The 25,830-nt window shown below is 61.5% G+C and carries 23 protein-coding genes, 1 tRNA gene and 1 pseudogene; 9 read left to right on the top strand and 16 right to left on the bottom strand.

The window, feature by feature from the left end; genetic code table 11:
* The first annotated feature begins 84 nt into the window (after positions 1 to 84).
* Positions 85 to 504 (top strand): iron response transcriptional regulator IrrA, encoded by a 420-nt coding sequence (gene irrA, locus J2J98_RS00540; protein ID WP_064707862.1) that lies wholly within the window; start codon positions 85 to 87, stop codon positions 502 to 504.
* Positions 505 to 516: 12 nt separating this feature from the next.
* On the opposite strand, the gene J2J98_RS00535 is transcribed toward irrA, so the two are convergent.
* Entirely contained in the window at positions 517 to 1,152 is a 636-nt protein-coding gene (locus J2J98_RS00535; RefSeq protein ID WP_064707861.1) for a trimeric intracellular cation channel family protein, read from the bottom strand.
* Between the two features lie 293 nt (positions 1,153 to 1,445).
* Between J2J98_RS00535 and J2J98_RS00530 the strand changes: the two genes are divergently transcribed.
* The gene (locus J2J98_RS00530; protein ID WP_207602062.1) at positions 1,446 to 1,919 is read left to right on the top strand and encodes a hypothetical protein; all 474 of its coding nucleotides are present in this window, start codon (positions 1,446 to 1,448) and stop codon (positions 1,917 to 1,919) included.
* Position 1,920: 1 nt separating this feature from the next.
* On the opposite strand, the gene J2J98_RS00525 is transcribed toward J2J98_RS00530, so the two are convergent.
* Together J2J98_RS00525 and J2J98_RS00520 are read right to left on the bottom strand one after the other, a co-directional pair.
* Complete coding sequence (locus J2J98_RS00525) at positions 1,921 to 2,709, bottom strand: YdcF family protein (protein ID WP_207602061.1); 789 nt, start codon at positions 2,707 to 2,709, stop codon at positions 1,921 to 1,923.
* A 168-nt stretch (positions 2,710 to 2,877) separates the two neighbouring features.
* The gene (locus tag J2J98_RS00520; protein ID WP_207602060.1) at positions 2,878 to 3,600 is read right to left on the bottom strand and encodes a YoaK family protein; all 723 of its coding nucleotides are present in this window, start codon (positions 3,598 to 3,600) and stop codon (positions 2,878 to 2,880) included.
* Between the two features lie 232 nt (positions 3,601 to 3,832).
* Here J2J98_RS00520 and J2J98_RS00515 point away from each other — a divergent pair, with 232 nt between their 5' ends.
* Positions 3,833 to 4,069, top strand: a complete 237-nt coding sequence (locus tag J2J98_RS00515) for a DUF2798 domain-containing protein (protein ID WP_207602059.1) — start codon at positions 3,833 to 3,835, stop codon at positions 4,067 to 4,069.
* Between the two features lie 125 nt (positions 4,070 to 4,194).
* Here the strand turns inward: J2J98_RS00515 and J2J98_RS00510 are convergent.
* The 3 genes and pseudogenes from J2J98_RS00510 to J2J98_RS00500 all read right to left on the bottom strand — a co-directional run.
* A pseudogene (locus tag J2J98_RS00510) lies at positions 4,195 to 4,446 on the bottom strand (GIY-YIG nuclease family protein); the annotation flags it as partial.
* Positions 4,447 to 4,573: 127 nt separating this feature from the next.
* Positions 4,574 to 4,649, bottom strand: a tRNA-Ala gene (locus J2J98_RS00505).
* Between the two features lie 148 nt (positions 4,650 to 4,797).
* Complete coding sequence (locus tag J2J98_RS00500; protein WP_064707529.1) at positions 4,798 to 5,181, bottom strand: TIGR02300 family protein; 384 nt, start codon at positions 5,179 to 5,181, stop codon at positions 4,798 to 4,800.
* 385 nt (positions 5,182 to 5,566) lie between these two features.
* Here J2J98_RS00500 and cmk point away from each other — a divergent pair, with 385 nt between their 5' ends.
* Together cmk and rpsA are read left to right on the top strand one after the other, a co-directional pair.
* Positions 5,567 to 6,214: a (d)CMP kinase gene (gene cmk / locus J2J98_RS00495; RefSeq protein WP_138394474.1), complete on the top strand. Its 648-nt coding sequence runs from the start codon at positions 5,567 to 5,569 to the stop codon at positions 6,212 to 6,214.
* A 174-nt stretch (positions 6,215 to 6,388) separates the two neighbouring features.
* Positions 6,389 to 8,092 carry a 30S ribosomal protein S1 gene (rpsA, locus tag J2J98_RS00490; protein WP_064707527.1) on the top strand — a complete coding sequence of 568 codons (1,704 nt, stop codon included), beginning with the start codon at positions 6,389 to 6,391 and terminating at the stop codon, positions 8,090 to 8,092.
* Between the two features lie 76 nt (positions 8,093 to 8,168).
* On the opposite strand, the gene J2J98_RS00485 is transcribed toward rpsA, so the two are convergent.
* The 3 genes from J2J98_RS00485 to J2J98_RS00475 all read right to left on the bottom strand — a co-directional run bounded on the left by J2J98_RS00485 (position 8,169) and on the right by J2J98_RS00475 (position 11,442).
* Positions 8,169 to 9,701, bottom strand: a complete 1,533-nt coding sequence (locus tag J2J98_RS00485; protein ID WP_207602058.1) for a hypothetical protein — start codon at positions 9,699 to 9,701, stop codon at positions 8,169 to 8,171.
* A 226-nt stretch (positions 9,702 to 9,927) separates the two neighbouring features.
* A complete protein-coding gene (locus J2J98_RS00480; protein WP_064707525.1) occupies positions 9,928 to 10,554 on the bottom strand; it encodes a ribonuclease D in 627 nt (208 codons plus the stop codon).
* Positions 10,555 to 10,635: 81 nt separating this feature from the next.
* The gene (locus J2J98_RS00475; RefSeq protein WP_064707524.1) at positions 10,636 to 11,442 is read right to left on the bottom strand and encodes a MerR family transcriptional regulator; all 807 of its coding nucleotides are present in this window, start codon (positions 11,440 to 11,442) and stop codon (positions 10,636 to 10,638) included.
* A 165-nt stretch (positions 11,443 to 11,607) separates the two neighbouring features.
* On the opposite strand from J2J98_RS00475, the gene J2J98_RS00470 reads away from it, so the two are divergent.
* Positions 11,608 to 12,888, top strand: coding sequence for a 4-aminobutyrate--2-oxoglutarate transaminase (locus J2J98_RS00470; RefSeq protein WP_207602057.1), 1,281 nt, complete (start codon positions 11,608 to 11,610; stop codon positions 12,886 to 12,888).
* 49 nt (positions 12,889 to 12,937) lie between these two features.
* Entirely contained in the window at positions 12,938 to 14,419 is a 1,482-nt protein-coding gene (locus J2J98_RS00465) for an NAD-dependent succinate-semialdehyde dehydrogenase (protein ID WP_064711879.1), read from the top strand.
* A gap of 37 nt (positions 14,420 to 14,456) precedes the next feature.
* On the opposite strand, the gene J2J98_RS00460 is transcribed toward J2J98_RS00465, so the two are convergent.
* Positions 14,457 to 14,666 (bottom strand): SlyX family protein, encoded by a 210-nt coding sequence (locus J2J98_RS00460; protein ID WP_064707860.1) that lies wholly within the window; start codon positions 14,664 to 14,666, stop codon positions 14,457 to 14,459.
* A gap of 179 nt (positions 14,667 to 14,845) precedes the next feature.
* Here J2J98_RS00460 and uxaC point away from each other — a divergent pair, with 179 nt between their 5' ends.
* Entirely contained in the window at positions 14,846 to 16,261 is a 1,416-nt protein-coding gene (gene uxaC / locus J2J98_RS00455; protein ID WP_207602056.1) for a glucuronate isomerase, read from the top strand.
* On the top strand, positions 16,258 to 17,715 hold the full coding sequence (locus tag J2J98_RS00450; protein WP_207602055.1) for a mannitol dehydrogenase family protein: 1,458 nt from the start codon (positions 16,258 to 16,260) through the stop codon (positions 17,713 to 17,715). The genes uxaC and J2J98_RS00450 overlap by 4 nt, the downstream gene beginning before the upstream one ends.
* A 618-nt stretch (positions 17,716 to 18,333) precedes the next feature.
* Here the strand turns inward: J2J98_RS00450 and J2J98_RS00445 are convergent.
* The 6 genes from J2J98_RS00445 to J2J98_RS00420 all read right to left on the bottom strand — a co-directional run bounded on the left by J2J98_RS00445 (position 18,334) and on the right by J2J98_RS00420 (position 25,824).
* Complete coding sequence (locus J2J98_RS00445; RefSeq protein ID WP_207602054.1) at positions 18,334 to 20,784, bottom strand: GcvT family protein; 2,451 nt, start codon at positions 20,782 to 20,784, stop codon at positions 18,334 to 18,336.
* Positions 20,785 to 21,660 (bottom strand): phosphotransferase, encoded by an 876-nt coding sequence (locus J2J98_RS00440; protein WP_138394482.1) that lies wholly within the window; start codon positions 21,658 to 21,660, stop codon positions 20,785 to 20,787.
* A gap of 114 nt (positions 21,661 to 21,774) precedes the next feature.
* Complete coding sequence (locus tag J2J98_RS00435) at positions 21,775 to 22,851, bottom strand: ABC transporter ATP-binding protein (RefSeq protein WP_207602053.1); 1,077 nt, start codon at positions 22,849 to 22,851, stop codon at positions 21,775 to 21,777.
* A 36-nt stretch (positions 22,852 to 22,887) separates the two neighbouring features.
* Positions 22,888 to 23,985 (bottom strand): Gfo/Idh/MocA family protein, encoded by a 1,098-nt coding sequence (locus J2J98_RS00430; RefSeq protein WP_375337096.1) that lies wholly within the window; start codon positions 23,983 to 23,985, stop codon positions 22,888 to 22,890.
* Positions 23,985 to 24,872 (bottom strand): carbohydrate ABC transporter permease, encoded by an 888-nt coding sequence (locus tag J2J98_RS00425; protein ID WP_064707515.1) that lies wholly within the window; start codon positions 24,870 to 24,872, stop codon positions 23,985 to 23,987. Before J2J98_RS00425 ends, J2J98_RS00430 begins: the two co-directional genes overlap by 1 nt.
* Positions 24,865 to 25,824 carry a carbohydrate ABC transporter permease gene (locus J2J98_RS00420; RefSeq protein ID WP_171049220.1) on the bottom strand — a complete coding sequence of 320 codons (960 nt, stop codon included), beginning with the start codon at positions 25,822 to 25,824 and terminating at the stop codon, positions 24,865 to 24,867. Before J2J98_RS00420 ends, J2J98_RS00425 begins: the two co-directional genes overlap by 8 nt.
* Positions 25,825 to 25,830 lie beyond the last annotated feature (6 nt).

Below are 25,830 nucleotides of genomic sequence, written 5' to 3'. Positions count from 1 at the left end.
AACTATTGAAAGGCTCCGGCGCAAAAGTTATACCGCTTGGAGAAACATGATTGCTTTATGCAGGAATATCCGGAGTTGGTCTTGATGACGGGTGCATCCCCGATCGCAATAGAGGTAAGGCTGCGCGGCGCGGGCTTGCGCCCTACGCGCCAGCGCGTCGCGCTCGGCGATCTCCTGTTTGCCAAGGGCGATCGGCATTTGACCGTCGAGGAACTGCACGAGGAGGCGGTTGCCGCCGGCGTGCCGGTTTCGCTGGCGACCGTCTACAACACGCTGCACCAGTTCACCGAAGCCGGTCTCATCCGCGTTCTCGCCGTCGAGAGCGCCAAGACCTATTTCGACACCAATGTTTCCGACCACCATCATTTCTTCATCGAAGGCGAAAACGAGGTGCTCGACATTCCCGTCAGCAACCTGACGATCGGCAATCTGCCGGAGCCGCCTGAAGGCATGGAAATCGCTCATGTCGACGTGGTGATCCGCCTGCGGGCCAAACAAGGCTGATACACAGCCGCCTCACATGACATCGTCCGGATGCCGGCCGGGCTGGTGTTTGTAGATCGGAAAGGTCCAGCCGAACCACAGAGCACCACCGCGAACGGCAAAGGCCGCTACGACGCCGCAGCCCGAGGCCAGATAGAGCGGCATTCCCAGCGCATTGGCGAGCGTGAACACTCCGGCGCCGATAAGAGCCGCGGTCACGTAGATTTCCGGCCGCAACAGCACCGAAGGTTCGTTTGCCATCAAATCGCGCAGGATGCCGCCGAAGGTCGCCGTCAATGTGCCGGTGACGATTGCGATTGTCGGCGAGCCGGTGGCGGCAAGTCCCTTGGCGGCGCCGAGCACGCAATAGGCGGCAAGGCCGATCGCATCCAGCCAGATCAGCAGGCGGTAGCGCGATTCTAGCAGGTGGGCAGTGAAGAAGACGATGACGCCCATGATGCAGCAGACGAGGATATAGGCGGGGTTCAGCACCCAGAACACCGGCACGCGGCCGAGCACGATGTCGCGCACGGTGCCGCCGCCGGTTCCCGTCACAATGGCGAAAAACAGAAAGCCGATCAGATCGAGCTGCTTGCGCGAGGCGGCGAGCGCGCCTGTTGCGGCAAAAAGCGCAATGCCGGCATAATCGAGATAGACGAGCAAGGACATGCGGACCCCGGGACCGGCGAACAGTTTCCGAAAAGAACCATGGCGGCAAGGGCGGCGCAAGGCGGCGCGGCCATAAAGCATCAGTCTTTATTCAATGCATGTCGTTATCCAGAAACCGCTGCAGGAGTTTTGGGCGGCATGCAACAGAACAGGACGGTTTTGGGCCGGGTCGGCCCAAAATCTGAATCCCATTCTGAATTAAATAGTTGGAGCATGATGTCGTCCGAAAACCGCTCACACTTTTCGGCATCATGATCTAGGCTGCAGAGCCTTTATCCATAAGAGGAAAGCCCGTGAAAGCGCTGGTGCTCGCCGTTCTCAACATCGTCCTGCTGCTCGCCATGCCGGCTGCCGCCTTCGGTCAGCAATCGCTGATCTCCGACCCCGAGATCTACGAGAAGACGCATTTCCAGGAACAGTGCAAGGCGGCCGAATTCGCCGACGGCTTCGTCACCCGGCAGGACATCAACAATGACGGGCTGGTCGACGCCGTTGTCAATGAGGGTCAACTGACCTGCGACGGGCAGAAGGGGCCGCAATGCAACGACGACGGCTGCACCTATAATTTCTATCTCCAGGTTGCCGAAGGCGGTTATTTCATGATCGCGACGGCGCAGATCTACGGCTACGATTTCGTCCAGCGCTTCGGCAATATGGTGCTGGCGATGAAGATGCATCCGCGTTTCTGCGACCGCACCCAAGGCGATCCCTGCATCGTGACGGCGCGCGTGCGCGGCACGAAATTCGTCACCATCTCCAAGAAGTAGCTCAGCCCGGATAGAGCTCCGACGTCCGGCCGGCGAGATAATAGCCGACTAGGCCGTACCATTCGCGGATCGCCGTCGCCATATTCTGGGCATTGAGGTTCGGCTGGGTAAAATCCAGGCCCGGCCTCACCTGACCGTCGGTGCGGTAATCGGTCGGCCAGGGAACGATATCGATTCCGAGCTTGCGGAAAATGCCGACCGAGCGCGGCATGTGGAAGCCCGAGGTGATCAGCAGGCAATTGGAAAGCCCCTGGCTCGCCAGGAATTCCCTCGTATTGACGGCGTTTTCGAAGGTCGTGCGCGATTGCCGCTCCTCGATCAGGCGGTCCTTGCCGATACCGAAAAGCGGGAAAAAGCGCTCGGAGGCCGCCGCGTCGCCCTCGTAGACGCCTGAGAGTGAGCCGTCGCCGCCCGACACGAGAATGCGCGACTGCGGAAACTTCTGCGCGAGCCGCAGGGCTTCGACGAAGCGGTCGGCCCCGCCATTGAATTCGATCCCGTGGCGCGTCGTATTCACCTCGTTTTCAAACGCGCCGCCCAGCACGATCATGCATTGCAGGCTATCGGGATCGCCAGCGGGTTTCGCGAAGCGCTGCTCAAGACCCTGCATCAGAAGGTTGCCGGAGGTGGTGTAGAGGGTGACGAAGAGAATGAAAGCGGCGCCGCTTGCGCCAAGGATAGTCAAGGCACGCCAGCGCAGAAGACCGGCAACGAGGGTGAAGAAGACGAGAAGGAATGCCAGCGACAGCGGCTGGGCAAAAATCCAGACAAGTTTCGAAATGACGAACAAGACCTACTCCTTGAGGATGGGCGGCGGCCCCTTCCTATCCGATTCGACGGTAACAGGAACGCGACGGTTCTAAAGCGCCTCGCGGTCTTTCAGATTCGCGCCTTGCGCCTTAGTCGTTCTTTTACGCAGATCGTTGCCGCACCGCTGGACATTCTTGCGCGACATGCCTTATTTCCCGCGGAGAGCGGCCGGGCGCCGCGGCGCGAGCTTCTGGTTGAAGCGCCGCTGAAGCGGCCGGGGGATGAACATGGCGGCAATCGCCAGCGCCATGGCAAAGATGGCGACCAGCCACAAGGCATGGGCGCCGGTCAGCCGCGTCAGGACAGCACCGGCGATCGCCCCGAGCACCATGCCGCCCCAAGGGACGATCTGGATCGTCCATTCGATACGGCGATCACCGATGATCCAGCGGCCGATGCCGCGCCCAAAACGCGACAGCGCGCCGGTGACATAAGTCAGGCCGATCGGCAGGCCTTCGATATGTTCGACGGCGGCATTCACCATGCCCATGGAGAAAACAATCATGGAGAACCGCGCCAGCATCAGACTCTCAGCCGTCGTCACCGAAGCGAGCGCCAGAACGAGGCCGACGCAGCCGAGCACGACGAAGATGCGGCGCTCGGAGACATGGGCGATGACGATTCCGGCTGCATTACCGAGCACGAAAACGAGAATGGCCGAGATCAGCACCGCCGCGTGATAAAGATTACCCTCGCTCAACGCGAGTGCGGCCCGGGTCGTATTGCCGGTCATGAACGAGACGAAATCGCCGGTCAGCAGCAGCCCGGTCGCATCGGTCATGCCGGCCAGAAACGAAATTGAGCCGACGAGGGCGAGCCCGGTCATGGTTCGTCGTGTACGGATGATACGGCGGCGTCTTGCTCTGGTCATTGGCGGAGGGTCCTGAAACCGGATCGGTGAGTTTCCTGCAGGAAGGATAACTCCTCTTCCTTGAGGAATTGGCAAGGAGGGTTGGTGGGGCGGGACTTGATTGGCAGGCTGTTTTCAATCATAAAACGGCGTCGCTTCAGACTGAAGCTCCGTAAGCGTTTACGTCAATCAACGCGCAATCCGCCGGTCGGGCGCTGCGCGATTATTCGATCGGCATCTTACGGAGCCAAATATGCCCAAAGCCAAACTTCCCAAACGTTACCACATGATCGTCATGCCGCTGATCCTCTCGCTGCTGATGACATCGGTCGTCTCGGCGATCAGCATCGTCCGAGCGCAAGGCCTGACCACGGCTGCACTTGCCATGTGGCCATCCGCCTGGGCGCTCTCCTGGGTCATCGCTTTCCCCGTACTGTTATTGGTGCTGCCCCTGGTGAAGCGGGTGACGGAGGCGATCGTGGAGATGTGAGGCGGAAGGCGCCGGCGGGCTGGGGGGCCTGCCGGTGTTGGCGCAGGCGCGGTTAGAGTCTTTTCTTTGCGAATGCTCCAAGAGCATCGCATGATCCAGCCTCTGACGTACTCACGCGCCAGCGCTCATTCAGAATCAGTCTTCCGATTGGCGAGACGATTTAGATCCGGGTTCCGCTGGACCAATCTCTTGCGGGCGAAAGCTCTGCCGGAATGCGATTTGAGATAAGTTTCGAATTGAAGCGCGTTGTGCTTGTCGGGAAAGGCGCAATACCAAAGCAACTTCCATGGTGCGAACTTGGCGGTATGGGCTGATTTACCGGCATTGTGAGCAGAAAGGCGCTGTTTCAGATCTGCGGTAGACCCGGTATATTCCTGCTACGGAGGATATAGACGTATCACATCAGCGTTTCAGCCCGTCGTCGCCCTTCGGGCTTTGCCGGGCACTGCTTCGGCCTAACGGTTTCCCGCGGCTGCGCCACGCGAAGCCCGTAAGGGCGAAGCGTGGTGGAGCTAAGCGGGATCGAACCGCTGACCTCTTGCATGCCATGCAAGCGCTCTCCCAGCTGAGCTATAGCCCCATCAAGGCGGTCCGGCGTGGCCGGTCCTGGGATGCTCCGGAGGGCGTTTCCTCTGGAGTGGCGGCTTCTTACTTGCGGTTTTCGCAGATAGCAAGCCTAAAAAATCCGACCCGGAATTTTTTTGTCATCCGGGCCGGCATTTGTCTGATCAGACTTCGTCTTCATCGCCGGTCACGCCGATGATGTCGCTCATGTCGTCATCGTCGTCGTCTTCGTCGGGTGTGAGGAAGGTGTCGTCATCGTCGTCGCCTTCGATTTCGACATCGTCATCGCCCATATCCGGAATGTCGTCGCCAGAGGCAGCGTCATCGGCATCCTCGAGCGAGACCAGTTCCACTTCGGTGTTTTCGGTATCGACTTCCGCAACCTCGTCTTCCTCGGCAACGTCGGCGGCTGCCGAAGTTTCCTCGAAGAAGGATAGGGGATAGGACTTGCCGGTATAAGGAGAAACAATTGGATCCCGGTTCAGATCATAAAACTTCTTGCCGGTTTCCGGATCGGTGCGCTTGGTTCCAAGTTCCGCTTTCGCCACTATAAGCCTCGTGAGAATGGCCGAATCCGCGATTCGGCAAAATGCCGTGCAAGCCGGCGTTCCATCGGAATTTATAAGCCGGTCCCCTTAATCGCTGTGGCTTCCCATGTCAAAGCCAAACTTTATCATCTGAGTGCGGGCGTTTTCGCCTGCCGACGGATGACCGCTCATGGCGTTTGTGATAACGAGCCGCGGCAGTAGCGGAAGCGGGTTAAGACTGCCGCCCGCCAGGCGGAAGCTTTGGAAGAATGCCCTGCAGTTACAGAGGATTACGCGATGCAAGGTTCTGCGCCGCCGCCGGCCGCCAATTTCCAGCTCTTCCGGCCGCTTCTGCGCAAGGCAATCCCTTTCGCGCGTGACGGCGCATCATCGCAGGATTGATCCCATGGAAACAAAGAGTTTCACCATCGCCATCGACGGCCCGGCGGCAGCAGGCAAGGGCACGCTTTCGCGCCGCATCGCCGAGCGATATGGCTTCCACCATCTCGACACCGGCCTCACCTATCGCGCCACGGCCAAGGCGCTGCTCGACGCCGGCCTGCCGCTCGACGACGAGGCGGTAGCGGAAAAGATCGCGCGTGAGGTTGAACTTGCGGGACTGGATCGCGATATACTTTCCCAACACGAGATCGGCGAGGCCGCCTCCAAGATCGCCGTCATGCCGGCGGTGCGCCGGGCCCTGGTCGAGGCGCAGCGCCGGTTTTCGGCAAGAGCGCCGGGCACAGTGCTCGACGGACGCGATATCGGCACGGTCGTCTGTCCGGATGCGCCGGTGAAACTTTATGTGACGGCGTCGCCCGAGGTGCGCGCCAGACGCCGCTACGACGAGATTGTCGGCAAGGGCGCGACGGCGGATTTCGAGGCGATATTCGAGGACGTCAAAAGGCGTGATGCGCGCGACATGGAACGGGCCGACAGCCCTTTGAAACCAGCTGATGATGCGCACTTGCTTGATACGTCGGAAATGAGTATAGAGGCCGCGTTTCAAGCTGCTCAATCGATCATCGATGCGGTCTTGAGCCGAAATGCCTAAACTCAAGCGATTTTGCATGCTCAGAAGCATGGATCGCTTTAATGCAGCCTGAAGTTCCGTCCAAGCGCCGGATTGCCTTCGTGAGAGAAGGCGGACTGGGTTCAGGCCCGTTCAACGCAAACCAACCGGCGCGCACGTGTCCGATTCCAAAGTTCAGGACACGCAGGAGATTTTATGTCAGTAGCTACCCCCTCCCGCGAGGATTTCGCGGCTCTTCTCGAAGAGTCCTTTGCCAAGAACGACCTGGCCGAAGGCTATGTCACCAAGGGCATCGTCACGGGCATCGAGAAGGACGTCGCGGTTGTCGACGTCGGCCTCAAGGTTGAAGGCCGCATCGCGCTCAAGGAATTCGGCGCCCGCGCCAAAGACGGTTCGCTGAAGGTCGGCGACGAAGTCGAAGTCTATGTCGAGCGCATCGAAAACGCGCTTGGCGAAGCGGTCCTGTCGCGCGAGAAGGCTCGCCGCGAAGAAAGCTGGATCAAGCTCGAAGCCAAGTTCGAAGCCGGCGAGCGCGTCGAAGGCGTGATCTTCAACCAGGTCAAGGGCGGCTTCACTGTCGACCTCGACGGTGCGATCGCCTTCCTGCCGCGTTCTCAGGTCGATATCCGTCCGATCCGCGACGTGACCCCGCTGATGCACAACCCGCAGCCCTTCGAAATCCTCAAGATGGACAAGCGCCGCGGCAACATCGTCGTTTCGCGCCGTACGGTTCTGGAAGAATCCCGTGCCGAGCAGCGTTCTGAAATCGTTCAGAACCTCGAAGAAGGCCAGGTTGTCGACGGCGTCGTCAAGAACATCACCGATTACGGTGCGTTCGTCGACCTCGGCGGCATCGACGGCCTGCTGCACGTCACCGACATGGCGTGGCGCCGCGTGAACCATCCGTCGGAAATTCTGAACATCGGCCAGCAGGTCAAGGTTCAGATCATCCGTATCAACCAGGAAACCCACCGCATCTCGCTCGGGATGAAGCAGCTCGAGAGCGATCCGTGGGATGGCATCCAGGCCAAGTATCCGGAAGGCAAGAAGATCTCCGGTACCGTTACGAACATCACCGACTACGGTGCATTCGTCGAGCTGGAGCCGGGCATCGAAGGCCTGATCCACATCTCGGAAATGTCCTGGACCAAGAAGAACGTTCACCCCGGCAAGATCCTGTCCACGAGCCAGGAAGTCGAAGTCGTCGTTCTCGAAGTCGATCCGTCCAAGCGCCGTATTTCGCTCGGCCTCAAGCAGACGCTGGAAAACCCGTGGGCAGCATTCGCCCGCAGCCATCCGGCCGGCACTGAAGTCGAAGGCGAAGTCAAGAACAAGACCGAATTCGGCCTGTTCATCGGCCTCGACGGCGATGTCGACGGCATGGTGCACCTCTCCGACCTCGACTGGAACCGTCCGGGCGAACAGGTCATCGAGGAGTTCAACAAGGGTGATCTCGTCAAGGCCGTCGTTCTCGACGTCGACGTCGAGAAGGAGCGCATCTCGCTCGGCATCAAGCAGCTCGGCAAGGACTCGGTTGGTGAAGCAGCCGCATCCGGCGACCTGCGCAAGAATGCCGTGGTTTCCTGCGAAGTCATCGCGATCAACGATGGCGGCATCGAAGTGAAGCTCGTCAGCCACGAGGACATCACTTCCTTCATCCGTCGCGCCGATCTCGCCCGCGACCGCGACGAGCAGCGTCCTGAGCGCTTCTCGGTCGGCCAGGTCGTCGACGCCCGCGTCACCAATTTCTCCAAGAAGGACCGCAAGATCATGCTGTCCATCAAGGCTCTGGAGATTGCGGAAGAGAAGGAAGCCGTCGCCCAGTTTGGTTCGTCCGACAGCGGCGCTTCGCTCGGCGACATCCTGGGTGCCGCGCTCAAGAATCGCGGCGGCGAATAAGCCTCGCAGTCATTTCTGAAATAGGGAACCCGCCGGAGCAATCCGGCGGGTTCTTCTTTTCAGGCATCGAAATTTGTTATTCCCAGCCGACCATGCGCTGATAAAGCGCGTAGACCGGATCTGCTGCCGTGTCCGGCTGATGCGCCGACGGCTCGGCGTCGATCATCCTCGGCACCCTGCGCTCGGGTGCCGCCTCGGCTGCTTCGGCGTCGGGCTCGGGATCCTCGCCGCCGGATTTGGCCTGCTGCTCGTCCTGCGGCGCTCCCTCGTGGTGATGGTGATGCTGGTGGCTCGTTTCGCCGGCCTTTTCGTTCGACACCGTATCCTTGGCGAACTGATAGGGCAGCTGGGCATAAGCCAAGCCCTCCGGCATCTTGGCCGCGAGCGGCACATAAGAAGCCTCGGCCATTTCGGGAGGCGGTATCAGCTGCGGTTGTGCGGCAATTTCTTTGGGCTGCCGGGCAGTCGCAGCAGTGGCCCCTGTGTCCATCTGCGGGGAATGTAGCGTTGCGGACTGTCGCGCATCGGCAGCGGCGAGATCCGCCGGCTGTCTCGTCAAGGTCTCCGTCGCTTCGCTGATGACGACGTCGTCGAGAATGGCATCGATCTCCACCGCCGCCTCGACAGGACCATCCTCCAGGATGGTTTCGACGTCCTGCTCACGGATGATGGAGACGATCATCTCGGAGACCTCGTCGGTCATGGAGGCGGCGATTCCCGCCCAGTTCCGGGGAATCACAGGATCGGATTTTTCCGACATTGCATGCTGAATGACGGTCGGCTCCGTCACCTCAACCGTGTCGTCACCCGCACCCTGCTCCGCTGGCACCGATTGCCGGGCTTCAATTTCCGACTTTTCCTGGGCACCCTCAGCTTTTGTCACCAAAGCTGAGCGAATTCGATTTTCGGGCTGCGGGACTTCAGGATCAGCCGCTTCAACGGCTTCGGCCATAACCGCTTCATCAGCTGTCGCAAGCAGCGCGGTCTCGGTTCCGTTGCCGGCGGGCGCAGCTTGCTTTTCCGCCGGCTGGCGGATCGTCGCCGGCAGACTGTTTTCATGCAGCTGGATCTCGGGCCGGGTCTCGGCGCGCATTGGCGAAGCGTCGTTCTGACCATAGGATCGGACGACGGCGCGAGCGGCAAGATCGCGGTCCCTGTAACGCACGATTTCCAGATAGGCGACGATACGTGCCGCCTCGGGCCCCGTCGGGTTCTTCAAGGCTGCGGCGATCATGCGAAGCGGCAGACTGTGCCCTTGCGCGCTCAACTGGCGTTCGGCCTCATCGATCCTCGCAGACGGCAGCCCGCGGATGGCGTCTGCGAGCCGGGCGGCGAAGGCGAGATTGCTCTCGTCCTCGCCGCGATCGAGCGAGATCGAGCGGCCGGCCGCATCGATGACATCGAAAAGGGCTTCGACCATGCGCTCACGCGCTGCAAGGAGCAGGATATTGAGCTTGCCGGCAATGGCGGGATTCAAGTCGGCGGCTTCCACCGCGTTGACGGGTGCGGGGGCGATCACTGATGGACCGAGCCCCCCGGCAACGATTGCGGCGGTCTGACCTTGAGACGAAAAGCTCGCATTGGACGCTGCACGAACGGGGGTCAACATGGCATGCCCTTTCGTAAAGTGACGATGAAAGCAGGCTCTATGAAAGGACCGCGCTCATCCGGCCCCTTGCATCCCGAGCAGATCCTCCTGTCCGCATGACGCAATTGCGGCGCCATCGAATGCATAAAAATTAAATCGAATATTAAGAAACAGACATTAATGAATCGCTAACGCCTGCGGATCGTTCATCCGCACCTGCAAGAAACAGAGAAGGACAGCAATTCGCTCAGCTGTGAGCGAAGATATCGGCCTCTTCCCAACCGAGCAGGTCGAGCTTGGCGCGGGTCGGCAGGAATTCGAAGCAGGCCGTGGCATGGTCGAACCGGCCGTCGCGGATCAGGCGTGCCGTCAGCTTGTCGCGCAACGCATGCAGATAAAGCACGTCGGAAGCGGCATATTCGAGCTGGGCCGGCGACAGCGTCTCGGCCGCCCAGTCGGAAGATTGCTGCGCCTTGGAGACATCGATGTCGAGCATCTCCTTGAGATTGTCCTTCAGGCCGTGGCGATCGGTGTAGGTCCGGCAGAGGCGCGAAGCGATCTTGGTGCAGAAAACCGGGCTCGTCGTGACGCCGAAAGTATGGAAGAGCACGGCGATATCGAAGCGGCCGTAGTGAAAGATCTTTTGATGCGTGGGATCTTCGAGCAGAGCGACGAGATTGGGAGCTTCTCTCTGGCCGGCAGCGATGCGGATAATGTCGGCGGTGCCGTCACCCGGAGAAAGCTGGACGACGCAGAGACGATCGCGCCGCGGCACCAGCCCCAGTGTCTCGGTATCGATGGCGATCGCGCCGGTATAGCGGGCCGCATCGGCCGCGGAAATATCGCCTTCGTGGTAACGTATGGTGGCGGCCATGAGACTGTCTTTCGTTCGGATATTCTCTCGCGCTATAGCGCAAAGGCGCAAAATGCGAAACCGCTTCCTGTTGCGAGGCCGTCAAAATGTCGGCGGCGTGTTGATCCAGAGAAGCACGGTTTCGCCGTCATGGCGGTTGCGCCAGGAATGGTAGCGGCGGCTTTCGAAATAAAGTGAATCGCCCGGGCCGAGGTCGAAGAACTGATCGCTGTCGAGCACCAGTTCCAGCCGGCCCGACAGGACATGCATGAATTCCTCGCCCTCGTGACGATAGGCCCCCTCACTCGCGGCGCCCGGCGCCAGCACGAAACGATGGCAATCCATCATCCTGCGGCCTTCGGCAAGCAGTTGCACCGCGACGCCGGGGGTCGTTTCAGGCCAAGTGCGCCATTCACCTGCGCGCACCAGCGCCGGCACCTCGCCGGTTTCTTCGCCTGAGAGGCGCGAGACGGTGGTGCCGTAATAATCGGCGAGGTCGTGCAGCGTCTTGAAACCGACGCCCTGCGACGTGCGCTCCAGCGTCGAGAGCGTCGAAGCGGTAATGCCGATATCGCCGGCCACTTGGTCGAGCGTCTTGCCGGCTGCATGGCGCAGGCTCCGCAGCCTGCGCCCGACACCGGAATCCTGACTTGCCTCGCCTTCGGCGGAAGGCTCTTCACCCTCCAGCGCCGAGCGGATCGCCACGGGATTGAGGCCGCGCTCGACACGATACCAGGCGATGCGCTTCAGACGCGCCACATCGTCGGCGCTATATTGCCGATGGCCTGTTTCGGAGCGGCCGGGGACCACCAGACCCTGGCTTTCCCAGAGGCGCAGCGTCGAGGCGGAGACGCCCGCCAGCCGAGCGGCCTCCGCCACCTTGTAACGCACCGGCCCGTTATCACTCATCCGTCAATACCCCGATTCTCGTCGCGCGAGCATTCATCAAAACCCGTGATGTTTGAAGCAAAAAATGCCGCTTGTTTTCTTGCAGAAAAAATGTAGGAATTCCAGAAAATCTTACAGCAATTTTGTAGGATTCTCGAGAACCCTCTTAGCACAGGAGCAGATCCGATGACCGCGCCAAACCTTACTGACCGGAAGAACGTGGCGATTTCGCGCGGCGTCGGCATGACCACTCAGATCTATGCGGAGCGCGCGGAGAATGCGGAAATCTGGGACAAGGAAGGCCGCCGCTATATCGATTTCGCCGCCGGAATCGCCGTGCTCAACACCGGCCACCGTCATCCCAAGGTCATTGCGGCGGTCAAGGATCAGCTCGAGCGCTTCACCCATACCTGCCATCAGGTGGTTCCTTATGAGAGCTACGTGCGCCTCGCCGAGCGGCTGAACGTGCTGGTGCCCGGAGATTTCCAGAAGAAGACGATCTTCGTCACCACGGGCGCCGAGGCGGTCGAAAACGCCGTCAAGATCGCGCGCGCCGCCACCGGCCGCTCTGCCGTCATCGCCTTTGGCGGCGGCTTCCACGGCCGCACCTTCATGGGCATGGCACTGACCGGCAAGGTCGTGCCCTACAAGGTCGGCTTCGGCGCGATGCCGGGCGATGTCTTCCACATCCCCTTCCCGGTCGAGCTGCATGGCGTTACCGCGGAGCAATCGCTGGCGGGGCTGAGGAAGCTTTTCGCCGCCGATGTCGATCCGCAACGCGTCGCCGCCATCATCATCGAGCCTGTGCAGGGCGAGGGCGGCTTTTACCCGGCACCCACAGCCTTCATGAAGGCTCTGCGCGAGGTTTGCGACCAGCATGGCATCCTGCTGATCGCCGATGAGGTGCAGACCGGTTTTGCCCGCACCGGCAGAATGTTCGCTATGGATCACCACGAGGTGGCCGCCGACCTGACGACGATGGCGAAAAGCCTTGCCGGCGGCTTTCCTCTCGCCGCCGTCACCGGCCGCGCCGAGATCATGGACGCACCGGGGCCGGGCGGGCTCGGCGGCACCTATGGCGGCAACCCGCTGGGCATCGCCGCCGCCCATGCCGTCCTCGATGTCATCGACGAGGAGGAACTCTGCAGTCGCGCGAGCCAGCTCGGCCACCGGCTGAAGCAACGCCTGGAATCGCTGCGCGAGAGCGTGCCAGAGATCGCCGATATCCGCGGGCCGGGCTTCATGAACGCCGTCGAACTCAACGACCGGACGACGGGATTGCCGAGCGCCGAATTCGCCAACCGCGTGCGGCAGATCGCGCTCGACAAGGGCCTGATCCTGCTGACATGCGGCGTCTACGGCAATGTCATCCGCTTCCTGGCGCCAATCACGATCCAGGACGAAATCCTCGGCGAGGCGCTCGACATTCTCGAGGCCTCGATGCTGGAAGCAGGCGCCGGCAGGTAGCCGCGTCGGACCCGGATTTCAATGGCAGCCGCTCCTAAGGAGATATGACATGGCCTTCACCACCGCCCTGACGAGACACGTTCCTTTCTCTTCGCCGTTTCTGCGCGATGCCGGTTACATCAACGGCGTCTGGACATCAGGCGATGCCACAAAAACCTTCGACGTGCTCAACCCGGCAACCGGCGAGCTGCTTGGCTCCCTGCCCGATATGGGGGCAGCCGAGACGCGTGCGGCGATCGACGCGGCCCATGCCGCCCAGCCGGCCTGGGCCGCCCGTCCGGCCAAGGAGCGCAGCCGGATCCTGCGCAAATGGTTCGACCTGATGGTCGCCAATGCCGACGCGCTGGCGGCGATCCTGACCGCCGAGATGGGCAAGCCCTTCCCGGAAGCGCGCGGCGAGATCCTTTATGCCGCGGCCTATATCGAATGGTATGCGGAAGAGGCCAAGCGCATCTACGGCGAGACGATTCCGGCACCCTCCGAGGACAAGAGGATGATCGTCATCAAGCAGCCGGTCGGCGTCGTCGGTACGATCACGCCCTGGAATTTCCCGGCCGCGATGATTGCCCGCAAGATCGCGCCGGCGCTTGCAGTCGGCTGCACTGTCGTATCGAAGCCGGCCGAGCAGACCCCGCTGACGGCGATTGCCCTTGCCGTGCTCGCCGAACAGGCCGGCATTCCCGCCGGCGTCTTCAATCTGATCGTCGGTCTCGACGGCCCGGCAATCGGCCGCGAGCTCTGCGGCAATGGAAAAGTGCGCAAGATCAGCTTTACCGGCTCGACCGAGGTCGGCCGTATCCTGATGCGGCAATGCGCCGACCAGATCAAGAAGGTGAGCCTGGAGCTCGGCGGCAACGCACCGTTCATCGTCTTTGATGATGCTGATCTCGACGCCGCCGTCGAGGGCGCGATCGCCTCCAAATACCGCAATGCCGGTCAGACCTGCGTTTGTGCCAACCGCCTCTATGTCCAGTCCACCGTCTATGACGCCTTCGCGGCGAAGCTTGCCGCCAAGGTGAAGGAGATGCCGGTCGGCGACGGCTTCAAGCCTGATGTCGTCATCGGTCCGCTGATCGACGAGCAGGGCCTTGCCAAGGTGGAAGACCATGTCAGCGACGCGCTCGCCAAAGGTGCCAAGGTGCTGACCGGCGGCAAGCGCATCGAGGGCACCGGCACCTTCTTCGCGCCGACGGTGCTGACCGGCGTGACCCGCGGCATGAAGGTGGCGCGCGAGGAAACCTTCGGGCCGGTGGCGCCGCTCTTCCGCTTCGAGACGGTCGAGGATGTCATCGCCCAGGCCAACGACACGGAATTCGGGCTCGCCGCCTATTTCTATGCCGGCGACCTGAAGAAGGTCTGGCGTGTGGCGGAAGCGCTGGAATACGGCATGATCGGCATCAATACCGGTCTGATGTCGTCCGAGACGGCGCCCTTCGGCGGCATCAAGCAATCCGGCCTCGGCCGCGAGGGCTCGCGCCACGGCGCTGACGACTATCTGGAGATGAAATATCTCTGCATCGGCGGCGTCTGATCCGTCTTTCCACGCGCGCGGCCTGCGCCGCGTGCGGTCAGTAATGCGGCGGTCGGGTGATTGCCGGAGCTTCCAGCGTCTGCTCCTCGAGCGACAGGAAACGTTCCGTCAACCGGTCGAGCTTGGTGCGCATCTGTTCGACGATCTTCCATTGCTCGGCGAGCTGATCGGAAAGCTCTTCGATCGTCTTTGCCTGATAGGCCAGCATTTCCTCCAGCCTGGTGATGCGGTTGGTCTCGTCGGACATCGAGCCTCCTTTGCCGACAGCGGCAGAACAGATGTTTTTTCCAAAGCGGAAATAGGCCGGCCCGTCAATGCTTTCGACTGCCCGCGGGCCATGCGGAAATCTGAACCGTTTGGTTACTAAAAGACCTTGCCGTGCCTAATGTTGTGGGGTAGGCCCTTATCCATCAGGGAGGATTACTGATGGATGCAGGAAACGGCTTTCTTCATCCGGACCGGCTCTTTCCGGCCGATCCGGCGACACGGACCATTGCGCGCGACCTCTACGAGACGGTGCGCAATCTTCCCATCGTCAGCCCGCACGGGCACACCGAACCGTCCTGGTTCGCCGATGACAGGGCCTTCGAAGACGCGGCATCGCTGCTGGTCATTCCCGATCACTACCTCTTCCGCATGCTGCACAGCGTCGGCGTCGCCTTGGACGAGCTCGGCGTACCGCGCCTCGACGGCAAGCCGGTGGCTCAGGGGCGGGCAATCTGGCGGACCTTTGCCAAACATTACCATCTCTTTCGCGGAACGCCTTCGAGCCTCTGGGTGGACCACGCGATGTCGGCCGTGCTCGGCTGCACCGAACCGCTGACGGCGGATAATGCCGATAAGCTCTACGATCACATCAATGCCCAGCTCGCCCGTCCCGAATTTCGCCCGCGGGCGCTGCATCAGCGATTCGGCATCGAAACGATCGCGACGACCGAAGGCGCGCTCGATCCACTTGTCCATCATCAGAAGATGGCCGCGGACGGCTGGATCGGCAAGGTGCGCACTACCTACCGGCCGGACAGCGTCACCGATCCCGATGCCGTCGGCTTCCGCGATAACCTTATCAAATTCGGAGAGATCACCGGCGCCGACGTGACGCGTTGGGACGGCCTGATCGAAGCGCACCGGCGCCGGCGCGCCTATTTCCGTCAGTTCGGCGCCACTGCGACCGATCATGGCGTGCCCACGGCCTTTACGTCAGATCTGCCGCCTGCTGAAAAGCAGACGCTGCTCGACAAGGCATTGAAGGGCGCGCTTTCGGCTGCCGATGCCGAGCTTTTCCGCGGGCAGATGATGACCGAGATGGCCGGTCTTTCGGCCGAGGACGGCATGGTGATGCAGATCCATGCCGGCTCGAGACGCAATACCGACAGCGGGCTCTTTGCCACCCGCGGCCCCAATATGGGCGCCGATATCCCGACCCGCACCGACTGGGTCGGCGGGCTCAATGCTCTGCTTTCCAAATATGGCCACGCGCCGGGCCTGCGCATCCTGCTGTTCACGCTCGACGAAACGACCTATGCCCGGGAGCTGGCGCCGATGGCCGGCCATTGGCCCTGCCTGATGATCGGCCCGCCCTGGTGGTTCCATGACAGCCCGCTCGGCATTCGCCGCTATCTCGACCAGGTGGTTGAAACGGCCGGTTTCGCCAATATGGCGGGCTTCAACGACGACACGCGCGCGTTGCTGTCGATCCCCGCCCGCCATGACGTCTGGCGCCGCGAAGTCTGCCGTTTCCTCGCCGGGCTCGTCGCCGAGCACCGGATCTCCGGGAAGGAAGCCCAGATCGCGGCGCGCGAACTCTCCTATGACAATGCAAAGAAGGCCTATAAGCTGTGAGCGACAGACTGCAGAACGTGACCGGCCTTGCGCCGACGGCGAAGCTTCCCGCCTATGACAGGAATGCGCTGAAGGCCGGCATCCTGCATCTTGGCCCGGGCGCTTTTTTCCGCGCCCATTTCGCACCCTTCACGGATGCTGCGCTGGCGGCCGACGGCGGTGACTGGGGGATCGAAGTCGCGAGCCTGCGCACGCCTGATGTCGCGGATAATCTCTCCGCCCAGAACGGGCTCTATACGGTGCTGATCCGCGATACATCGGGGACGACGGCTGAGGTGATCGGCTCGATCATGAAAGCGCATGTCGCGCCGCGCGATCCGGCCGGGCTGCTGGCTCGGCTCGAGGACCCTGCCATCCGCATCGTCAGCATGACGGTGACGGAAAAGGCCTACGGCTTCGATCCCGCAACGGGCGGCCTCGACCTCAAACATCCCGACATCGTCGCCGACCTCGTCAACCGCCATGCGCCGCGCGGCGTCATCGGCTATCTCGTCGAAGGTCTTGCGCGCCGCCGGCAGAAGGGCATAGCGCCCTTCACGCCGCTCAGCTGCGACAATCTGCCGAGCAATGGCGCGGTGCTGAGGCGCCTCGTACTGGAATTCACCTCACGCATCGATTCCGACCTGCATCGCTGGATCGAAGCGAATGTGCCCTTCCCCTCGACGATGGTCGACCGCATCACCCCGGCGAGCACTGAAGCGACCTATGCCGACGCCGAGCGGCTGACGGGCCGCACCGACATGGCGGCGATCGAGACGGAGCCTTTTACGCAATGGGTCATCGAAGATCATTTCGCCAATGGCCGCCCGGCCTGGGAAAAGATTCGCGGCGCACTGATGGTCGAGGAAGTCTCGGCCTACGAAAAAATGAAGCTCAGGATGCTGAACGGCGCCCATTCGCTGCTTGCCTATCTCGGCTATATCGGCGGCTATGAATTCATTCGCGACGTCATGGATGATGCCGGCCTGGCCGCACTTGCCTACCGCCACATGCACGCGGCGGCGCGCACCCTTGATGCGGTGCCGGGCATCGATCTCGATGATTATGCCAATGAGTTGATAGCACGCTTTGCAAACAAGGCGATCGCACACCGCACCTATCAGATCGCCATGGACGGCACGCAGAAACTGCCACAGCGACTGCTGGAGCCGGCATGCGAGGCGCTTGCCCTTGGCGACCGGGCGGAGACCTATGCGATCGCGGTTGCGGCGTGGATGCGCTATGCGATCGGCAAGCATGGCAATGGCGAGCGCTATGAGCTGCGCGATCCCCGTGCTGCTGAGATCGCCGCGTTGATTGCTGATGTCCCCCGCACCGGACCGGCGATTTCGGCTGCTCTGTTCACCCTCCCCGGCCTTTTCCCGTCGGCTTTGACCGGGCATCGGGCCTGGACGCAGGATGTGTCGGACAAACTCGATATCCTGATCCAGGACGACCGGCTGCCGTTGTTTTGAGCAGTTGGAAGCATTTCAGGTGGTTTCTATCGCCTCCCTGATCGCTTTTCTCGGGCCTCAGGGAGGCGTGCACGCCAGCGGCGCCTTTGGCAAGAACATCAACCCCACTCTCCGTCATCCCAGGCCTTGAGCCTGGGGTCCATACCTCTGCTGCTGATGGATGGGGCATGGATGCTCGGCTCAAGGCCGAGCATGACGGAGAGTGGGGTAAGCACGAAAACCATTCGCCCCGCAGATGCCCGTGTCAGTGACGCCATTCGCTGGCGATACCAGACAATCCATCAGGGGCCGAACTGAAACGGTGAAGCTAGAGCCTTTCCTGATCAGATTGAATCATTCTGTTGGCTCAAACGGAGTCGGATGGTCGACCGGCCGGCGCGCGTCGTAGCCCAGCTCTACGGCCAAGCCGGCCGGTCGATCAGCCGGCCCGTTTCAGCCAACCCGAAGGGCTGGGCATCTTTTCGCCAGGATCAAAGGCGATCGGCTCGGACGTACCTCGGGGTATGCCCGTCGCCAATCGCCTTTGCCCTAACGAAAACCTGCTCCGGCAGAATGCTTCAATCTGACCAGGAAAGGCTCTAAGTGCACCCGCCCCGCTCTCTCAACCGAGCCGTCCTATCAGCCCTTCACGCGCGCCATCTCGGGATCATAGAGCGGCGCCAGCGACACCTTGCAGGGAATGCGTTTCCTTGCGACATCGAGTTCATAGGCGCCGGAGAGGACGAAATCCTCCGTCACGCCTTTCGGGTTGCGGACATAGCCGTAGCCGATCGGCTTGCCCAGCGTATAACCGAAGCCGCCGCTCGAGAGCCAGCCGACACGTTCGCCGCTGCGATAGATGGTTTCGCGGCCGAGCAGCACCGTATCGGGATCGTCAGGAATGAAGCAGGCAAGGCGCTTTTTCACGCCATCCTTCAGCTGCCGTTCGATCGCTTCCCGGCCTCGGAAGGGAATGTTCTTGCGCATCTTGACCGCCCAGCCGAGGCCGGCTTCGACAGGCGTGTGATCAGGACCGATATCGGAGCCCCAGGCGCGATAGCCCTTTTCCAGGCGGCAGCTCTCGATGGCGCGATAACCGGCATTGACGAGGCCGAACTCGCCGCCTGATGCCATCAGCGCGTCATAAACCGTGGTCGCATATTCCACGGGAACATGCAGCTCGTAACCGAGCTCACCGACATAGGTGATGCGCAATGCCCGCACCGGGCAGCCTGAGATGCCGATGGTTCTGACCTGGCCGAAGGGGAAGGCCGCATTGGAGACATCGCTGCCTGTCACTTCTTCCAGGACGGCACGTGAATTGGGCCCCATCAGCGACAGAACGGAATAGGCTGAGGTGACATCGACCAGCTCGGCATGCATCGCGGCCGGAATATTGCGCGCTATCCAATCGAAGTCGTGGGTGGCGAAACCCGTACCGGTGACGATGTAAAATTCGTTCTCGGCGACACGGGCGACCGTCACGTCGCATTCAATGCCGCCCTTGTCGTTCAGCATCTGCGTGTAAATCAGCGATCCCACTGGCTTGGCGACATCGTTCGCACAGATCCAGGACAGCGCCGCCTCGGCATCCCTGCCCCTCAGCACAAATTTGGCAAAGGACGTCTGGTCGAAGATGACGGCCGCTTCGCGCACCGCCTTATGCTCGCGGCCGACTGCGTCAAACCAATTCTGTCGGCCATAACTATAGATATCCCGCGGCTCCTCGTTGGCGAAGAGATCGGCAAACCAGTTCGGCCGTTCCCAGCCGAGCTTCTCGCCGAAGCAGGCGCCCTGCGCCTTCAGTCGGTCGTAGAGCGGCGATTTGCGGCAAGGGCGGCCCCTCGAATGCTCCTCGAACGGCCAGGCCATCGTGTAGTGCTTGCCATAGGCTTCGAGTGTGCGGGTCCGCACCCAATCCGTGTCGAAATGCGGGCGTCCGAAACGGCGGATATCCACCGGCCAGAGATCATAAGGCGGCTCGCCCTTCGTCACCCACTCGGCAAGCGCCATGCCGGCGCCGCCGGCCGAAGCGATGCCGAAGGCGTTGAAGCCTGCGCCAACGAAGAAGTTCTTCAGCTCCGGCGCCTCGCCGAGAATGAAATTGCCATCAGGCGTGAAACTCTCCGGACCGTTCAGCAACTGCTTGACTCCGACATTCTCCAGCGCTGGGACGCGGCCGAGCGCCTGTTCCATGATTTGCTCGAAATGCTCGAAATTGCTGTCCAGCAGCATGTAGTGGAAGCCTTCCGGAATCCCTTGCTCCGCCCAGGCAATGGGGTTCGGCTCATAGCCGCCCATGACGATGCCGCCGACCTCTTCCTTGTAATAGGTCAGCCGGTCGGGATCGCGCAATGTCGGGAGGTTGGACGGCACGCCAAAGGATTCGGTGATGACGTATTGATGTTCCACAGAGACCAGCGGCACGTTGACGCCGAAGCGGCCGGCAAAGGCACGCGTCCATTGGCCGGCGCAGACGACAACGCGCTCGCATTCGATACGCCCTTGAGCCGTGACGACGGCGCGGATCCTTCCTTTGTCGATCTCGAGATCGATGACCTCCGTGTCCTCGAAGATCGAAACGCCTGACATGCGGGCGCCTTTGGCGAGCGCCTGAGTAATGTCGGAAGGGTTGGCCTGACCGTCTGTGGGAAGGAAGGCGGCGCCAACCAGATCATCTATTGTCATCAGCGGCCAGAGATCGAAGGCTTCCTGCGGCGTCAGCAATTGCATTTCGAGGCCGAAGGATTGGGCCGTGGTCGCTTGGCGCTTCACTTCCGTCCAGCGCTCTTCATTGCAGGCAAGGCGCAGGCCGCCATTCATCTTCCAGCCGGTGCCGAGGCCGGTTTCCTCTTCCAGCCGCTTGTAGAGATCGACGGAATAGCCGAGCAGCTGGGTGATGTTGGCGCTGCTGCGCAGCTGGCCGACGAGACCGGCGGCATGGAAGGTGGTGCCCGAGGTCAGCTTCTTGCGTTCCAGGAGGACGGTGTCGGTCCAGCCGAGCTTGCCGAGATGATAGGCTGTCGAGCAGCCGATGATGCCACCGCCGATGACCACGGCCTTTGCCGTCTTCGGTAATTGTCTCGTCATTTATTGATCCTGTTCAAAGACTTGGTAGGCGCGCTCGAAGCGTCTGAGATTCTCGGCCGTATAGGCGGCATAGTCGAAATCGATGCTGGAATGGATTTCCGAAATCATGCTCCAGAGCGTCTCGCGCAGGAGCGAGGCGCATTTCATCGCGGCATATCGCCTGATGAGGTCGTCGGTGGGCGGCCGGCCGAAATAGATCTCCAGCATCATTCGCTCGGCCACTACCGGAAGTTCGTTGTTGGAGGCCAATCCACCGAGATCGAACAGCGGTGTGTTGAAGCCGGCATAATCCCAGTCGATCAGCCAGAGCCGGCTACCGTCGTCGAGAAAATTGGCTGCCAACAGGTCGTTATGGCCGAAGGCGATTTCGAAAGGTCCTGCCGCTTCTTCCAGCGTATCGGCCTTGTCGATGAGTTTTGCAAGCAAGGGAAGATAGGCGCTGCCTGCCTCCTTCAGACTGGCGGCATAATCGCGGATGACATGAAAGACCCAAAAGATCATCGCCGGACCGCGAAAATGCCGGGCGATGTCGTGGTGGCAGGAGCGCACCAGCGCGACCACCCGGGCAAGCATGTCAGGCGCCCTGATATCCGCCGACAAAAGCGCCCTCGCCTCGATATATTCGAGCACCAACACGCCGGGCGAATGGTGGATGACGGCGGGCGACAGGCCGGCGGCATGGGCGGCCCGGCTGGCGGCAAGCTCGTTCTGACGGCTGATGTGATGGATCGGAATATCGGTGCCGAGCCTCACCACGCAACGTGCGACAGCGTCGCTGACCAGATAATTCCTGTTGGTGATGCCGCCTTTTATCGGCGATATTTCGATCGAGCCCCGCCAGATGCCAAGCGCATGAATCCTATCCTCAGGCGTCATGCCAACCCCTCCCTGCGGCCCCTTCCGAAATGATGGGACAGAGCAGGATCGGCTGTCAAGCAGCGGCGGCAGCGCCACGCACCCTTCCGGGTCCGCGGAAAAGCTCCCGGAGTGTCAGATCGTTTTGCCGGCGGCGTCGAAAACGTGGCAGCGGGCGGGATCGAAGTAAGTCTTCACATTGGTGCCGTGCTCGACCTTCTGCTGGCCGTCGAGAGCAATCGTCAGGAGCTGTCCATCCGGTGTCGTAGTATAGAGCATGGTGGCGCCCCCGAGATTTTCGACGAGATCGACATTGACCGTCGAGAGCGTGATCGCACCCTGCGCAAGCGAAAGATGCTCGGGGCGGATGCCGAAGGTGACGGCCTCACCGGCCTCGCCTTTCAGCCGGCGCGGCAGGCGAACCGAGTCGCCGCAGACTTGAACGCTGGTTTCGGCGTCGCCGACCTCTTCGATGCGGGCCTTGAGGAAATTCATCTTGGGGCTGCCGATGAAACCGGCGACGAAGCGGTTGGCGGGGTTGTTGTAGAGATCGAGCGGCGCTCCGACCTGCTCGATGCGGCCCGAATTCAGCACGACGATCTTGTCGGCCATCGTCATGGCTTCAACCTGATCATGCGTGACATAGATCATGGTGTTGCCGAGTTGCCTATGCAGGCGGGAGATTTCGACGCGCATCTGCACGCGCAGTTCGGCATCGAGGTTCGACAGCGGTTCGTCGAACAGGAAGATGCGCGGCTCGCGCACGATGGCCCGACCGATCGCGACACGCTGGCGCTGGCCGCCGGAGAGCGCCTTCGGCTTGCGCTCCAGGAGCTTTTCGATCTGCAGGATTTCGGCGGCGCGCTTCACCTTCGGCTGGATCTCGGCCTTCTTGTAACCCGCGGTCTCGAGGCCGAAGGCGAGGTTCTTGTAGACGGACATGTGCGGATAGAGCGCATAGGACTGGAAGACCATGGCGATGCCTCGCTTGGCGGGCGCCACTTCGTTCATGCGCTCGCTGTCGAGCAGGAGCGCGCCGGCCGAGATCTCCTCGAGGCCGGCAATCATGCGCAAAAGGGTCGACTTTCCGCAGCCCGAGGGACCGACGAAAACGACGAATTCGCCGGGATCGATCGTCAGGTCGATGCCATGGATCACATCGAAGGCGCCGTAGCGCTTCTCGACCTTCTGAAGAACGACACTGGTTGCCATCGTCTCAAAACCCTCTCTTGGCGGTTGCTTGGCCGGTTACTTGGTTCTTGCGCGCCAGTCGGCGTATTTGGGACTGTCGGGACCGACCGGCAGCGGCACTTCGGCACCGCTGTCGGAAGACTGATAGATGGCGGTGACGAGCTCGAGCGCGCGGCGCGCATCGCTCGTGTTCACCGGCAGCGGTCCAGTGCCGCTGAGGAAGGCATGGAACTGGCCCATCTGGGTGGTGAAGCGCGGCGCGACCGGCTGCCAGTCGCCGACCACGCGGTCGATCTTTTCCTGAACGTCGTCATTGGCGGCGATGATTTTCCAGGGATCCTTGCCCGGCGTGTAGGGCTCATGCGTGCTTTCGAAGGTGACATTCTCGAAGTGCAGTCTAAGCCGGCTGATCTGTTCCTGCGAACCGAGCGTGCAGGACAGCGAGACGAAGGCGCCGTTTTCCATCAGCAGGCTGGCGGAGGCGCAGTCCTCGACCTCGATATCGTTGACGCGGGTGGCGACGCGGCCGAAGACCCTTGCAGCCGGCCCCATCAGATGCATCAGCATGTCGTGCAGGTGCAGGGCGTGGGTGACGAGCACGCCACCGAGTTCGGTCGCCCATTTGCCACGCCAGGGCACCGCGTAATACTCGGGCTTGCGCAGCCAGAAGGTTTCGACGGAAGCCGTATAGGGCTTGCCGGCAATGCCGGCATCGATAATCCGTTTGGCCTTCTGGATGCCGTCGCCATAGCGGTACTGGAAGATCGGCATCAGCACGCCCTTTGCCGCCTTTTCCGCCTCCATGATCGTATCGACGCCGGCGAGCGAACCCGTCAGCGGCTTTTCGCAGACGACATGTTTGCCGGCACCGAGAGCGGCGACCACCTGTTCCAGATGAATGCCGGGAGGGGTGCAGATATCGATGATGTCGATCGTGTCGTCGGCCAGCAGCTCCTCGAAGGAGGTCGTGCGGCGCTCGATGCCGAACTCGTCGCCGACGGCAGCCAGACGTTCTTCGTTCAGATCGCAGATCGCCGCTACCTTGAACTTGTCGGAATGTGGCAGATATCCTTCGACGATATGCGAACGGCCGATGCCGCAGCCGACGATCGCGACGGTCTTGATGCTCATGTCTCTCTTTTCCATTGCCGCCATCAGCGTTTCATGCCCGTCGTGGCGATGCCCTCGATCAGCAGGCGCTGGAAGAACAGGAAGAAGAAGAACACCGGCACGAGCGTCAAGGTCGACATGGCGAACAAGCCGCCCCAATCCGATGCGCTGGTGGAATCGACGAAGGTACGCAGGCCGAGCTGAATCGTGTAGGTGTTCATGTCGTTCAGGTAGATCAGCGGGCCGAAGAAATCGTCCCATGTCCAGATGAAGGAGAAGATGGCGGCCGTTGCCAGCACCGGTAGCGACAGCGGCAGCATGATCTTCCAATAGATGCGCCAGGCGCTGCAGCCGTCCATCATCGCCGCCTCGTCGAGTTCACGCGGAATACCTCGGAAGAACTGCACCATCAGGAAAATGAAGAAGGCGTCACTCGCCAGGAACTTCGGCACGACGAGCGGCAGGATGGTGTTCACCCAGCCGAGATCGAGGAAGAGCACATATTGCGGGATCAGCGTCACGTGATAGGGGATCATCAGCGTGCCGAGCATGATCGCAAACCAAAAGTTCCGGCCGGCAAACCGCAGCCGCGCGAAGGCGTAGGCCGTCAGCGAGCAGGCGATGACATTGCCTGTCACGACAAGCACCGAGATGACGAGCGAATTCCAGAAGAACCGGCCGAAGCTGACATCCAGCCCGGTCCAGCCGCGCACGTAAGAGGAGAGATCGATCGACGACGGGATGAGCGAAGTCGATGAGAAGATCTCGTTTTCCGGCCTGACCGATGCCGAAACCATCCACAGCAGCGGATAGAGCATGAGAAGCGAGGCGGCGATCAGCAGCGCGTGGATGACGAGCGAGGCCGGCAGGCTGCGTTTGGTAATGTCCGATGGCGGCCGGGCCGCGGTGACGGAAGCGGTCGTCTCAGTCATCGTAGTGCACCCAGTAACGCGAGGTCAGGAAGGAGAAGGCGGTGAAGATCGCGATGATCACCACCAGGATCCAGGCAAGCGCCGAGGCGTAGCCCATGCGGAAATTGCCGAAGGCCTCCTGATAGAGATAGAGCGTGTAGAAGAGCGTCGAATTGATCGGGCCGCCGGTGCCGCCGGATATGATGAAGGCCGGCGTGAAGGCCTTGAAGGCTTCGATCGTCTGCACGACGGCGTTAAAGAAGATCACCGGCGTCAGAAGCGGCAGGGTGATCTTGTAGAACTGCCGGAATTTCGAGGCGCCGTCGAGGCTCGCGGCCTCATACATATCCTGCGGGATCTGGCGCAGACCTGCCAAAAAGATGATCATCGGCGAGCCGAACTGCCAGACCGACAGCGCCACCAGCGTGTAGATCGAATAGTTCGGGTGCGAGATCCAGCTTGGACCTTCGATGCCGAACTGCGAGAGCGCGGCGTTGACGAGACCGTCGCTCGCGAAAAGCTGACGCCATAGCACGGCGATCGCGACGCTGCCGCCGAGGAGCGACGGCAGATAGAAAATGGCGCGATAGACGGTCAAGCCGCGCAGGCCGCGGTTGAGGGCCATGGCGACCAGCAGGGCGAAGGTCAGCTTGAACGGTACGGAGAAGACGACGTAAGTCAGGGTGACGTCCATGGCGGCCGAGAATTTCGGATCCGCCGTGGCGATGCGCACGTAATTTGCCATTCCCACCCACCGCGGCGACTGGAGCATGTCGTAGTCGGTGAAGGAGAGGTAGAGCGAAATCAGGGCCGGCCCGAGCGTCAGGCCGAAAAAGCCGACGAGCCAGGGAAGGAGGAAGAGATAGCCGGGAGCATTGGCATTCCAGAGACGCCTGAAGCGTCCTTCGGCCACGGCCCCCTGATATCTTTCCACTGATATGGCCCCTGCGGGCGTGCGCATCGCATTGCTCATACGGGA

The sequence above is a fragment of the Rhizobium bangladeshense genome (assembly GCF_017357245.1).
GTDB classification, from domain to species: domain Bacteria; phylum Pseudomonadota; class Alphaproteobacteria; order Rhizobiales; family Rhizobiaceae; genus Rhizobium; species Rhizobium bangladeshense.
This window is presented reverse-complemented; position numbering and strand designations above follow the sequence as displayed.

What these genes read in the sequence shown, in the direction of transcription:
- irrA (WP_064707862.1), top strand. Translation starts at nt 85, where the DNA reads ATGACGGGTGCATCCCCGATCGCAATAGAGGTAAGGCTGCGCGGCGCG.
- J2J98_RS00535 (WP_064707861.1), bottom strand. Translation starts at nt 1,152, where the DNA reads ATGTCCTTGCTCGTCTATCTCGATTATGCCGGCATTGCGCTTTTTGCC.
- J2J98_RS00520 (WP_207602060.1), bottom strand. Translation starts at nt 3,600, where the DNA reads ATGACCAGAGCAAGACGCCGCCGTATCATCCGTACACGACGAACCATG.
- J2J98_RS00515 (WP_207602059.1), top strand. Translation starts at nt 3,833, where the DNA reads ATGCCCAAAGCCAAACTTCCCAAACGTTACCACATGATCGTCATGCCG.
- cmk (WP_138394474.1), top strand. Translation starts at nt 5,567, where the DNA reads ATGGAAACAAAGAGTTTCACCATCGCCATCGACGGCCCGGCGGCAGCA.
- rpsA (WP_064707527.1), top strand. Translation starts at nt 6,389, where the DNA reads ATGTCAGTAGCTACCCCCTCCCGCGAGGATTTCGCGGCTCTTCTCGAA.
- J2J98_RS00485 (WP_207602058.1), bottom strand. Translation starts at nt 9,701, where the DNA reads ATGTTGACCCCCGTTCGTGCAGCGTCCAATGCGAGCTTTTCGTCTCAA.
- J2J98_RS00480 (WP_064707525.1), bottom strand. Translation starts at nt 10,554, where the DNA reads ATGGCCGCCACCATACGTTACCACGAAGGCGATATTTCCGCGGCCGAT.
- J2J98_RS00475 (WP_064707524.1), bottom strand. Translation starts at nt 11,442, where the DNA reads ATGAGTGATAACGGGCCGGTGCGTTACAAGGTGGCGGAGGCCGCTCGG.
- J2J98_RS00470 (WP_207602057.1), top strand. Translation starts at nt 11,608, where the DNA reads ATGACCGCGCCAAACCTTACTGACCGGAAGAACGTGGCGATTTCGCGC.
- J2J98_RS00465 (WP_064711879.1), top strand. Translation starts at nt 12,938, where the DNA reads ATGGCCTTCACCACCGCCCTGACGAGACACGTTCCTTTCTCTTCGCCG.
- J2J98_RS00460 (WP_064707860.1), bottom strand. Translation starts at nt 14,666, where the DNA reads ATGTCCGACGAGACCAACCGCATCACCAGGCTGGAGGAAATGCTGGCC.
- uxaC (WP_207602056.1), top strand. Translation starts at nt 14,846, where the DNA reads ATGGATGCAGGAAACGGCTTTCTTCATCCGGACCGGCTCTTTCCGGCC.
- J2J98_RS00445 (WP_207602054.1), bottom strand. Translation starts at nt 20,784, where the DNA reads ATGACGAGACAATTACCGAAGACGGCAAAGGCCGTGGTCATCGGCGGT.
- J2J98_RS00440 (WP_138394482.1), bottom strand. Translation starts at nt 21,660, where the DNA reads ATGACGCCTGAGGATAGGATTCATGCGCTTGGCATCTGGCGGGGCTCG.
- J2J98_RS00435 (WP_207602053.1), bottom strand. Translation starts at nt 22,851, where the DNA reads ATGGCAACCAGTGTCGTTCTTCAGAAGGTCGAGAAGCGCTACGGCGCC.
- J2J98_RS00430 (WP_375337096.1), bottom strand. Translation starts at nt 23,985, where the DNA reads ATGGCGGCAATGGAAAAGAGAGACATGAGCATCAAGACCGTCGCGATC.
- J2J98_RS00425 (WP_064707515.1), bottom strand. Translation starts at nt 24,872, where the DNA reads ATGACTGAGACGACCGCTTCCGTCACCGCGGCCCGGCCGCCATCGGAC.
- J2J98_RS00420 (WP_171049220.1), bottom strand. Translation starts at nt 25,824, where the DNA reads ATGAGCAATGCGATGCGCACGCCCGCAGGGGCCATATCAGTGGAAAGA.